The organism is Akkermansia sp. UBA7090 (assembly GCF_002493465.1).
Classification (GTDB): domain Bacteria; phylum Verrucomicrobiota; class Verrucomicrobiia; order Verrucomicrobiales; family Akkermansiaceae; genus Akkermansia; species Akkermansia muciniphila_A.
Map to the genome: position 1 here is coordinate 77,729 of NZ_DKYW01000008.1, position 11,842 is coordinate 89,570.

At 56.2% G+C, this 11,842-nt stretch carries 10 protein-coding genes; 6 read left to right on the forward strand and 4 right to left on the reverse strand.

Annotated elements, in window-relative coordinates:
• Nucleotides 1-13: 13 nt before the first annotated feature.
• From B3075_RS02565 to rfaD, 3 genes are read right to left on the reverse strand one after another with little or no spacing between them, the layout of a single operon-like run.
• Nucleotides 14-1,039 carry a glycosyltransferase family 2 protein gene (locus B3075_RS02565; protein ID WP_290489410.1) on the reverse strand — a complete coding sequence of 342 codons (1,026 nt, stop codon included), beginning with the start codon at nt 1,037-1,039 and terminating at the stop codon, nt 14-16.
• Complete coding sequence (locus tag B3075_RS02570; RefSeq protein WP_290489409.1) at nt 1,036-2,010, reverse strand: glycosyltransferase family 9 protein; 975 nt, start codon at nt 2,008-2,010, stop codon at nt 1,036-1,038. The genes B3075_RS02565 and B3075_RS02570 overlap by 4 nt, the downstream gene beginning before the upstream one ends.
• Before the next feature lie 21 nt (nt 2,011-2,031).
• Nucleotides 2,032-3,018, reverse strand: a complete 987-nt coding sequence (gene rfaD, locus B3075_RS02575; protein WP_290489407.1) for an ADP-glyceromanno-heptose 6-epimerase — start codon at nt 3,016-3,018, stop codon at nt 2,032-2,034.
• Nucleotides 3,019-3,319: 301 nt separating this feature from the next.
• Between rfaD and B3075_RS02580 the strand changes: the two genes are divergently transcribed.
• The 6 genes from B3075_RS02580 (at nt 3,320) to B3075_RS02605 (ending at nt 11,493) form a co-directional block, all read left to right on the forward strand.
• A complete protein-coding gene (locus tag B3075_RS02580; RefSeq protein ID WP_290492014.1) occupies nt 3,320-4,453 on the forward strand; it encodes a glycosyltransferase family 2 protein in 1,134 nt (377 codons plus the stop codon).
• A gap of 82 nt (nt 4,454-4,535) precedes the next feature.
• Nucleotides 4,536-5,309 carry a hypothetical protein gene (locus tag B3075_RS02585; protein ID WP_290489403.1) on the forward strand — a complete coding sequence of 258 codons (774 nt, stop codon included), beginning with the start codon at nt 4,536-4,538 and terminating at the stop codon, nt 5,307-5,309.
• 516 nt (nt 5,310-5,825) lie between these two features.
• Entirely contained in the window at nt 5,826-7,028 is a 1,203-nt protein-coding gene (locus B3075_RS02590; RefSeq protein WP_290489401.1) for a glycosyltransferase, read from the forward strand.
• Between the two features lie 114 nt (nt 7,029-7,142).
• Entirely contained in the window at nt 7,143-8,141 is a 999-nt protein-coding gene (locus B3075_RS02595) for a glycosyltransferase family 10 domain-containing protein (RefSeq protein ID WP_094136703.1), read from the forward strand.
• A gap of 81 nt (nt 8,142-8,222) precedes the next feature.
• Complete coding sequence (locus B3075_RS02600; RefSeq protein ID WP_290489399.1) at nt 8,223-10,295, forward strand: acyltransferase family protein; 2,073 nt, start codon at nt 8,223-8,225, stop codon at nt 10,293-10,295.
• 160 nt (nt 10,296-10,455) lie between these two features.
• Complete coding sequence (locus B3075_RS02605) at nt 10,456-11,493, forward strand: glycosyltransferase family 10 domain-containing protein (protein WP_290489397.1); 1,038 nt, start codon at nt 10,456-10,458, stop codon at nt 11,491-11,493.
• 113 nt (nt 11,494-11,606) lie between these two features.
• On the opposite strand, the gene B3075_RS02610 is transcribed toward B3075_RS02605, so the two are convergent.
• Nucleotides 11,607-11,840 carry a hypothetical protein gene (locus tag B3075_RS02610; protein WP_094136700.1) on the reverse strand — a complete coding sequence of 78 codons (234 nt, stop codon included), beginning with the start codon at nt 11,838-11,840 and terminating at the stop codon, nt 11,607-11,609.
• Nucleotides 11,841-11,842: the final 2 nt, after the last annotated feature.

The window sequence follows — 11,842 nt, forward strand, 5'->3', positions numbered from 1 at the left end:
TATTCGGGTGGTGTCAGCGGCGCAGCAACCGGGCTCCCGCCTTGCGTATTTTCTTCCAGTAATAGGAAAAGTCCAAGCCGGATTTTCCGCCCATCCAGGTTTTCAGCAATTTTCCTTCCCGGCGGGACAGACTGGAATCATCCTCTCCGGGACGGTACAGATTTTCCTGACAAAGCATATCGGCCACCTTCCGGGTAACCTCCTTTTGAACGGCATGAGGGGCGTATTTGCGGATATTCCTCACGCCCATTACCAGCATTTTCAAAAATGCCGTCCTGTATTCCTCCAGAATTCCGGCTTCTTTCCATTCCTTCAGCACCAGCTCCGCCACCGTCAGGTAATCCAGCGACTGGAGGGAACTGCCGGACGCAAAACCACTGGTAATGGACCCGGCCCGCTTGCGGTAAACGTAAGCCGCCCTGCTGACGACGCAAACTCTCCTGCACCACGGAAAAACGGCGTAATGGAAATACAGGTCTTCACAGGCAACGCCCTCGGGGAACCGGATGCCATGCTTTTCCACAATGGAACGCCTGATCATCATACCTCCCGCTCCATGATGTATTTTCCCAATGGTCTCCGGAGAGCAGGGAATCCACCCCTTTTCCGGAGAGGCCATATCCTCCGGCAGGAACCGGTCTTCCCTGTCGGGGTCGGCCTCGTAATAATACCGGAACCCGCATACCAGCTTATCGGCATCCAGCGCCTTCGCACGGGAATACATCTCCTCCAGCAAATCCGTCTCCAGCCAATCGTCGGAATCCACCAAAAACAGATATTCTCCCACAGCATGGTTCATCGCCAGATTCCGGGAACGGGATAAACCGCCGTTTTCCGGGGCCTGTACCACTTTCACCCGCGGGTCCCGCTCCGCGAATTCCCGCAGAATGGACAGGGAGCCATCTGTGGAAGCGTCATCCACGCAAACTACTTCCAGTTCACGAAGCGTCTGAGAGCAAATGCTTTCCAGGCACTGGGCCAGGTACGGCTCCACATTGTAAACCGGAACCAGCACGGAAATGTTCACGGGAACCGTCATGACGCCAACGGAGAGCCTGCCGCCCTTATTTGTTCAAGCCCCTCCTGCGGCGGCAGAAAGGGTTCCAGAGAGGACCATACCTGGTCTACTGTAATTTCCTCAATGGCGCCGGGGGAAATCAGGTTGGAAATGCACCGGGCCGTAATGGCGGAGTTGCGCGTCCGGTGGCAGAAAATGGCGGTCACGGGAACCCCGGCATAGGCGCACATGTGCGTAGGCCCCGTATCATTGCCCACACAAGCCAGGGAACGCAAAGCCATCTGGGGAATATCCATCAGGGAAGACTTGCCCAGAAAACTGACAGCCAGGGGAGAGCTGGCGGCAATAGCCTCCACTTCCGCAGCCTCCGCCCGGGTGCCGATCACGACGGAGGACACGCCCCGTGCCGCCAGGCGTTTCGCCAGGGCGCAGAAATTCTCTACAGGCCAGCGCTTATAGGAATGGTTGGGAGAACAGCCCGGAATCATCATCACATAGCGTTCCGGAAGCTCGTCAAAGTGCAGCCCCTCCCCGTGCATGAAGGAAAGATCCGTCAGGACGCGTTCCAAACGGAACGGCGCCCGTTCCACCTTCCCCCACCGGAAGGATTTCTTTTTCAGCAATCTGCGCCGTTCCCCGGAATTGCAGGCCACCCAGTCCATGTCATGGTCCAGCAGGAAGCGCACGGCGGGATAATAGCGTTTTCTTGTGCGGGAAGATTCCTGAAGATCGTACACCACGTCAAAATTCCCCTTCACTATGGAACGGACGGCTTCCCAGGTGGCGCCCAGCTTCCGGTAGGGCAGGCGGTTGTCCACGATAAAATCGTCAAACACCCCGAGCTGCTCCGCCATGGGAACAAACATTCCCATGGTCATCAGGGTGATATGCGCCTCCGGATGAAGTTCGCGAAGCCGCTTCATCGTCCCCATGGCGAGCACCACATCGCCGAGGGCGCCATGCTTGATAATCAGAATGCGCTGTGCGGGCATGGGAGAAAAAAGGAATGGGGGTTAAACGTAACTGTCTTCCCTGTCCAGATACTCCTGCACGTACCGGCGCACGCCATCCTCCAGGGAAGTCATGGGCGCTGCATAGCCGGCAGCGCGCAGCCTGGAAAGATCCGCCTGCGTATAATACTGATATTTTCCCCTGAGCTCTTCAGGCATCTCCCGGTAGGCAATCTTTTCCTGGAGGCCCAGCGCATGGAATGCCGCCTTCGCCAGATCGTGGAAAGAGCGTGCCTTCCCGGAACCTACGTTGAACAGGCCGCTCACCTCCGGATGCTCCAGCAGCCAAAGCACCACATCCACGCAGTCGCCCACCCACACGAAATCCCGGAGCTGCCATCCGTCACGGTAATCGGGATGATAAGACTTAAACAGCTTCACCGTCTCATTTGCCTTCACCTGGGGGAATATATGGGCCACCACGCTCTTCTGCCCGCCCTTATGGTATTCATTGGGGCCGTACACGTTGAAAAATTTGAGCCCCGCGTATTGGGGGGGGGCCGGACGCCCTTCTTTCACTTCCCGGGCCACTTTGCGGTCAAACAGGGCCTTGCTCCAGCCGTATGCGTTCAGGGGCCGCAGCGCGTTGACGTGCTCCAGGGAGGCGTCATCGTCAAACCCCAAGGAACCGTCCCCGTAAGTGGCCGCGGAGGAAGCGTAAATAAACCGTTTGCCATACAGGGAGCAAAACTCCCACAAATGCCAGCTCAACGTGAAATTCGTCCGGATAATCAAATCGGCGTCCGTCTCCGTGGTGGCGGAAATGGCCCCCATGTGAATGACCGCCTCCACCTCCTCCGCATGCGCCTTCATATAATCAAGCATGCCTTCCGGAGAAACCACGGCGCACAGCTCTCTCTTGGCGATGTTCCTCCACTTGTCGGAACAGCCCAGCTCGTCCACCACCACAAGATCCTTTTTACCGGCTTTTTCCAGAGCGGCGACAATGTTTGAGCCGATGAAGCCGGCCCCACCCGTGACAATAATCATAAGAGAAGAATCAATAAAAAAGTTGTACGGCTTTTTGTACCACATCCCCCCGTCCCTAGGCAACTGCCATTTGAAACGTTCCCCGGTTCCCAATTTTCAACGAATTTACAATCCGGACACTCCAAACCCTGATCGTTCCATGCGGAAAACCATTGGAACGCAATCCCCGCGCAATCTGCGGAGAATGCGTCTCCCATACCTCCTTTTCATGCTGGAAACGTTAAAAAAATCGGTAAGGCCTGTCTTGCAAAAATTATCATTGACCACGGATTGTAAATCCGTTACACACCTCCCCACCCCTATGATGCCTGACGTTTCCATCATTGTTCCCTGCTACAATGTAGCCGCTTACGTGGACAGCTGTCTGGATAGTCTGGTACGCCAGACTCTGCGGAACATTGAAATTATCTGCATCAATGACGGCTCCACGGACGCGACCTGGACGCGCCTGCTGCGCTGGAAAGAAAAGGACGGCAGAATCACCCTTCTGAACCAGCGGAACGCGGGCGTCTCCGCAGCCAGGAATGCAGGGCTGGATGCCGCCCGCGGCCTTTATGTCGGCTTTGCGGATCCAGACGACTACATGGACCCGGAAATGTATTCCCGCCTTTTTTCGGCGGCTCTGGAATATGACGCAGACATCGTGGAATGCGGCAACCATGTTTTTGAAGACTCGTCAGACCGGCTTATTGAGGCCAAAAGAAGATCGCCCTCTCGGCATTTTGAAGAGAACGCCTCTCCGGCCAGCTTTTTCCGGGATTCCATCTGGGGGAAAATGGACATCTGCGTATGGAGCAAGCTGTTCCGGAAAAGCATGCTGGATGCCCACCGCCTCCGTTTCAACGTGCATCTGAAATCCGGCGCGGAGGATGAAACCTTCCGGCTGATGGCCGTTCCCCACGCCTCCCGCCTCCTGTTCATTCCCGACTGCCTGTATTATTACCGCCTTATGCGCAACGGCTCCCTCTCCCGCCGTTGCAACACACCCACCTACTCCAAATGCGTACAGGAATTCCAGCGGCTGCTGTACATTGTGGACTACTGGCAGAAACAAGGGTGGCAAAATGAAGGACTGTTCGCTTACGGCGTTCGGAAAATCAGGCCCTTTTTTGTTTCCAAGCATCCCCTTTTCCATCAAATGACCGCTGTCCAGCAACGTTCTGCGCTGAACTTATGGAAGCTGTTCTACCAGAAAGCGGAAGGAGAACGTTTCCTCTCCGCGCTGGCGGGACGGGACAGGCAACTGGCGGACCTGCTGAACTCAGCGGAACCGGTTCCCCACGGCTGGGGGCGCATTCTGCTGGCCGCCTGTTCCCTGCTTCCCGGACAAAGAGGACGTTATTACTCCTGCAAAAAAAATGCTTGCGGAACATTTTTCCCAAGTCTGCCCCAATGGATTCCAACAAGAAAACGCCTCTCTGGAAGAGCCGTTTGACACATCGCCGCCTTCCCTGTAAATTGCCTTACCCTCCCATTCCGGATCAATGAATCGTTTTCTCTCATTTGCAGACTCCCGCATGTCGGCTACTCTGGAGCGGCTGGGCAGGCAGGCGGAAGAACTGGATTTTTTTGATGAGATCACGCTTTTCACGGAACATGACCTTTCCTCAGAATTCACCAGCCGCATGGGCCGGTACCTGACCCCGTCCTGCCGGGGATTCGGATACTGGTCCTGGAAACCCTGGGCCATCCACCATGTCCTCCAAAAAATGGAGGAAGGTGACCGCCTCCTTTATCTGGATGCAGGCTGCCATATCAACGCTAACGGAATGGCGCGCTTCCGGGAATACGTGAGCATGCTGGACCGCGACAGCCGCGGCATGCTGGTCTTCACCAACGGGCAGCCGGAATATAAATGGACCAAAGGAGATATCTTCCGCCACTTCGGCGTTTCCGAAAAAGACGGACATATCACGCACACCCAGCAAATTGCGGGCGGACATGTTTTTCTGAAAAAGAACCCGCTCACGGAAAGCCTGATCCGGGATTGGCTCCATGTCTTTTACGACCATCTGCATCTCGCGGACAACACTCCTTCCGTTTCCCCCAACCTGCCGGGGTTCGTGGAAAACCGGTATGACCAGAGCATCTTCTCCATCCTGTGCAAACTGAGAGGCATTACCACCCTTGACGGATCGGAAACCTATGCGGAAAACTGGGAACAGCTCTCCGCGTTCCCATTCCAGGACAGACGGGACATGGGAATCCCACGGACCGGAAAAAAGGGATGGCTGGAAAAATGCAGGCAGCTCCTCCTTTCCTCCAAAAGGGACGGATTAGGAATCCGGTAAAGCTTCCTTATCCGGAACAACCGGACTTCGCGCTGCTTCCGGACAGGGCAATCTGACGCCCCATGAACTATTTTCCCGCCCTTTTCCACGGCTTCATTCCTAAAATTCCTTCACTCCTTAAGCTGCCGTTTCCGCCATATAACGCCGGTTATTTGAACAAACCCTTTCCATCTGATCAGGAATGTTTTGCCATCATGAAAAGAAACATCTCCCCACTCCAAAACTCCGCCCTCGCACCATCCTCCGCCGACATTCTGCCACCCCTCTTCACGGTTATGCCGTCACCGGAACCCGGCTTTTCCCTTATCTGCAAATAAAAAAATCATCACGTTGGGAACAGCCTGTTACAGTTCGCCAAATACCGGCAGCCTGAATTTCCCCAAAACGTTTTTCTTTCAGATTTGTAGGCTTGACGGCGGATTCCTAATCCTCATACTTCCCTATGTGGCTTTTCCTCAATGCCGAACAATATTTCAAGTCTCCCATAGCGTATCGGCCAGCTCCGCCCCTTACCGGTTGAGCGACGCTCTGAACCGGCATATTCCCGGTCTGAAATCCACCCTGCTGCTCCGGAGGCGCAAGGGAATCGACGGCCTGGAAATTCACAGGTCCCCCGCCAGAAGGGCTGCGGACGCCTTGCGCCGCCATCTGGCCCATGGATTTGACATTCTGCTGCCGGCAAGAAGAAAAGACCTGCCTTTCTCCCTGAACGTGCTGGGCATGGGATTTGACACGGCCCAAATGGAAAAAGCCGATGTAGTGCATCTGCACTGGATAGGCGGCAGAACCGTGGATTTCTCGCAGCTGCGCCATATCCGCCGCCCACTGGTCTATACCCTGCACGACATGTTTGCCTGCACCGCGGGATGCCACTGCACCATGGACTGCGGCCTGTTCCAAAACGAATACCGCGGCAACTGTCCCCAGCTTGGCGCTCCCCGCCTCTTCCGCAACCTGCCAGCGTGGCTATTTTCCCGCAAACGCCGCGCCTTCGGCCGCATTCCGTCCCTCACCCTCGTAACTCCCTCCCTCTGGTTGAAAAGGGAAGTGGAAAAAAGCCGCATGTTCCCTGGAAGAAAAATCGTACAGATTTATAATCCCGTGGACACGGACCTTTTCCGTCCGGCGGAAGACCGGAATGCCGTCCGGGCATCCCTGGGCATTCCGCCCGGGGCGTTCGTCATCGCCTGCGGCGCAACTGGCCTGTTCAATCCGGTCAAAGGCGGCCATTTCATTCCGCTGGTGCTGGAGGAACTATACCGGCGCGGGCACCGGAACCTTCATCTCCTGCTCTTCGGCAACCAGGAAAAAAATGTGGACTACCCTTTCCCCAGCACAAACGCCGGATTCATTACGGATATGAACAGGCTGGCCGGGCTTTACAGCGCGGCGGACATTTTCCTGAACCCTACGCTTCAGGATGTCCTTTCCAACGTAGCTCTAGAATCCATGGCCTGCAAGACCCCTTCCGTTACCTTCCGAACGGGAGGAGTTCCGGAAGCGGTTCTGGACGGAAAGACGGGGCTGGTCGCTCCGCAGGGAGACCTGAACCAAATGGCCGCCCATTGCGAGCGGCTCATCCTGGACGGACAACTCCTGCGGACCCTGGCGGAGGAAGGCCGCCGCCACGCGGAACAAACATTCTCCTACCCCGTCATTGCCGCACAACACGCCGCCCTGTATGAGGAAACGCTCCGGGAACGCCGTTACAAAGAGTGAAAACGGCCGGCGTTCAACCCCGGGCTGCCTGTTCCTGTACACCCGGGCGCACCCTCCTTTGTCATTGACAAGAAAAAGACGCCCCATACACTCTGCACCATTCCGCCACGCCCCATGAAAACGCTCAAAATCTCCTTTTTACAGTCCACTCCGGATTTCGGCAGGGAAGGAATGCTCCAGCTTCTGAAAAGCCGGTATCATGTGGTGGAAGACGACTCCGATTTCGATTACCTGGTCGCCACCCCCTGGTTTTACGTCAACCGGGAAGCTTTTTACGATTTTCTGGAACGGGCCCCCGGCCATATCACCGTCATGTATGGCTGTCATGAAGCTATTGCGCCGGATTTCATGCTGTTTGACTATTACATCGGGCTCGATACGGTGCCCGGAAGCGACCGCACTGTCAAACTTCCCTACCTCCGCCACCATTTGCAGGAAGTGCACGGCGGTAAGGAAGGCCTGGATGCCCATGCTCTCCTGGCCTCCAAAACGGGTTTCTGCAACTTCATTTACGCCAACCGCAAATCCCATCCCAACCGGGATGCCATGTTCCACAAGCTCTCCGCTTTCCGGTTCGTCAATTCTCTGGGGCCCCACCTTAACAATACGCCGGGGGACGGCCACCGGGCGGAAGACTGGTACGGCTCCTCCATCAGCATGAAAAAGCCGTACAAATTCTCCATTGCCTTTGAAAACGCATGGTATCCGGGCTACACCAGCGAGAAAATCGTTACCAGCATGCTTGCGGGCACCATTCCCATTTACTGGGGAAATCCGGACATCAGCCGGGAATTCAATTCCGCCTCATTCATCAACTGTCACGACTTCCCAACCCTGGACGACGCCGTGGCCTATGTGAAAAAAGTGGACGAAGACGACAGCCTGTGGTGTGAAATCATGTCGCGTCCCTGGAAAACCCCGGAACAGGAAACCCGCTTTCTGGAAGAGACGGAAAGGGAAACAGCCAAACTTTACAAAATATTCGACCAATCACCGGAAGAAGCGCGCCGCAAAGGTGACGGAACATGGGTATCCTACTACCAGCGCTTCTTAAAACGCGGCCACAGGATGCAGCTGGCATGGCGGCGGCTGAAAAACCGCCTGCGCCGCTGACCAGAATTTCCGGGCCATTCAACCCATGCCGGTTTTCCTCCATCCGCCTTTCCCCACTCCCATCTACCCTCTCTCCGCTTCATGAGCAAATGCTTTTCTGAAACCTTTTGTTCACCTTCTCTACATCAAGCCGGAGGCGCCATCCACGGAACCTATTTCCCGCACATTGACGGCTTGCGCACCTTTGCCGTGCTGGCCGTCGTCCTGTACCATTTGCAGGAAGGAATCTGCCCGGGGGGCTATACAGGCGTAGACATCTTCTTTGTCATCTCCGGATATCTGATTGGCGGAGGCCTTATGCGCGGCCTGAAGGAAGGGACCTTCTCCCTGACCTCCTTTTACCTCCGGAGAATCAGGCGCATCATGCCCGCCTATTTCTGTCTGATTGCGGTTGTGCTGGCCTTCGGCTGCGTCGTGCTGGACTGCGATGACCTGCGGACTCTGGGCCGGACGGTAAGATCCAGCGCCCTTTTCATCACCAACATTTATTTCAGCAGAACCACAGGGGATTACTTCAGCCCGGCGGCGGAAGAAAACCCTTTGCTGAACCTGTGGTCCCTGAGCGTGGAAGAGCAATTTTACCTCATGATTCCACTCACCCTGTGGCTGCTCTGGAAATTCAGGGAAAAAGCCGTCAAGCCCGTTCTATGGGGGGTGCTGGGCCTCTCCTTCTTCGCCGCCGTCTGCCACATGGAGCATCTGGAACATAACAAGGCCTTCTACCTGCTTTACTGCCGCGCCTGGGAACTTCTGGCCGGCTGCCTTCTGGCCCTCGCCCCCGCCGCGGAACAAAACCGGGGCGCCGGATGGCTGCGGACGGCGGGATGGGCCGGCATCCTGCTCCCATTTGTCTGCTATACTCCTTCCACTCCTTTTCCCGGATACACAGCCATCCCTTCCATCGCGGGGGCGGCTTTGCTTATCCGTTACGGGAACCATGGCTGGTCCGGGCGTATCCTCAGACACCCGCTCAGCACAGGCATCGGCAAAATCTCCTACTCCCTGTACCTGTGGCATTGGCCGATTATCGTGTACTGGACGTACATCTGCTTCGACGAATGCGCTCCCTGGGATTATGCGGGAATGTTCCTTCTCTCTCTTCTTCTGGGTTTCCTCTCCTGGAAATTCGTGGAAACTCCCTTCAGAACGACCGTCTCATGGCAAAATCCCCAAAAAGCGTTTCTGGCCACGGCAACGGGGTGCCTCATGCTGGGACTTGCCGGTGAATGGCTCAAATGGACGGACGGCGCGCGGGATTACTGGCATGTAGCGGCCAACAACATGGAATTCCCTGAATACTGGAAAGGGCCGGCCTTCCCTCCCTCCTTCGGCATCACGCCTCCCGACCGGGCGGTGGTGGAAAAGGGGAACGCCATCCAGCCCCATCATCCGGAGCTGGGGGATGTGACGGATTACCCCTTTGTCCTGCTGGGAAAAACCGGGCAGGCCCCTTCCTTCCTGCTTATGGGGGACAGTCACGCCATGGCCAGTTCCCCCGGGTTTGACGAGGCCGCCCGGCTTCTTCAGCGTTCGGGCCTGTTCTACCGCGCGCGCCTGTGTCCGCTGAGCGGCATTTCCGGCTCCGGAGACGCCTCTTCCCTAACGCTCCTGCGCCTGATGTACCCCCATTGGGAACACAATATGGAACTCATCCTGGACTGGCTGGAAAATACCCCCCAGATCAAGACCGTATTCATCCACAACCGCTGGATTGAACTGGTCAACAACCACCGGGATACGCGCCTGAAACAACTGGTTGCAGACGGCCTGCGCCACACCTGCGCGCGCCTCCGGAAAGCCGGCAAGGAAACTGTGCTGCTGGGCCCCGTTCCCGAATGGACTTTCGGTCCGCGCAAGCTTATGCGCCGCAATGCCCTGCTGAACGCCAAACGGACAGACCGCCTGCTGGACGGCGACTTCATCGCGCGGCAGCGTCCGGTATTCTCCCTGCTGGAACACATGGAATCCACAGGCCTGTGCCGCTTCATTCCCCTCCACGGCGCCTTCCATAAAAACGGGCGGTGGCTGGCGGAAGACGGCGGCCAATTAATGTACTGCGACGACAACCACCTTTCCCCCTATGGGGCCAAAAAAATGGTCGGCGACTTCATCGGCCAGTTTTTCCCGGGAATGGAAAAAACAGCTGCCAACTGACGGAATTTCCACACGGGAAAAACATCCAATCCTTTGACATTGACAAGGCATGCAGGCCCCCTACACTGGCCCGGGTAGCAACGCCTTCGCGATGCTCCCGGATAAATGCCCCGGAATATGGAGGCCATGCCGCGCCCCCTTCTTCAACGCCTGTACTCCCATGACGGATTCCCCCCGCCCCACACGCATCAAGGTCATCAGAAAATCCATGAAGGCCTCTCCGGATCAAACGGAATCCCTGTTGTGGGGCGACTGTCTGTTCTGCACGGACGCCGCCATGACGGATTACGACTGGATTCTGGTATACGACGAATTTCCCAGAACTCCCGTGGGCACCGTCAGGAATGAAACGGAACCCCTTCTCTGCCCGCCGGATCAGACTATCCTGATCACGGTGGAGCCCCCTTCCATCAAAATATACAGCAGGGCATACACCAGCCAGTTCGGCACCGTTCTCACCACCCACTCTGCCCGGGACCTTCCGCACCCCGGGCACACCCTGGGCCGCGGATGTCTTGAATGGCTGTACATCAAACCCATGCAGGAAATTCTGGATCAGAAGGAATTCCCGAAGACAAAAATGCTCTCCACCATCTGCTCCGCCAAGCAACATACGCATACCATGCATAAAAAGCGCTATGATCTTACGCGCTACCTGGCGGACCGTCTGCCGGAACTGGACTGGTTCGGACACGGCATCCGGGAAATAGAAAATAAAACCGTTGCCATGGATGACTACAAATATCATTTATGCGTGGAAAACCATCTGGAATCCCACCATTGGACGGAAAAACTGTCTGATGCCTTTGTCGCCATGACCCTTCCTTTTTACGCCGGGGACCCGCTGGCAACGGAATGCTTCCCGCAGGAAAGCTTCATCCCCATTCCGCTGGACAACCCGCAAAAAGCCCTGGAAATCATCCGCAAGGCCATGGAAGACGGAGAATATGAAAAACGGCTTCCCGCCATCCGTGAAGCAAGGCGCCTGGTGCTGGAAAAATACAACATGTTCGCCCAAACAGCGGCAGTCATTCACAGCCACAGGGAAACGGGAACCATCCGGCCCGGAGCCGTGTTGAAAGGCCGCCACGTTCTGCGGAAAAATCCTCTCAATGCCCTTCGGGAATTGGCGGACACCCTGGCCTATAAAATCAGGTCGCGCGGCAACAGCAGGGAACAAATTCCCCCCTGCCGGTAAAAAGAATGGGCGGCCAATATTCCGCCAACTGCCTTGCGGCAGACGGAACGGCCCAGCCCGGTCTGAAACCGATTCAAACCGGACGGGAAACAGGCCATTAAAACGGAAAAAACTTAATCCGCTCTGCGGGAAGCGTGCCTCTTGGCCCGTTCCTCCTCCCGCTGCTTCTTCAGGTCTTCCTTCATCTTGGCCTTCTCTTCGGAATCCAGCTTGCCATCCTTGTTAATATCATATTTTTCAAGGAGAGCGGCTTTCTTCTCCGCAGAAGTCATTCTCTTGGGAGCGTCTTCCTCCGCCATGGAAGGCATGGCGAACGCAACGGCCAGAACAATAAGCAAATACTTCATGA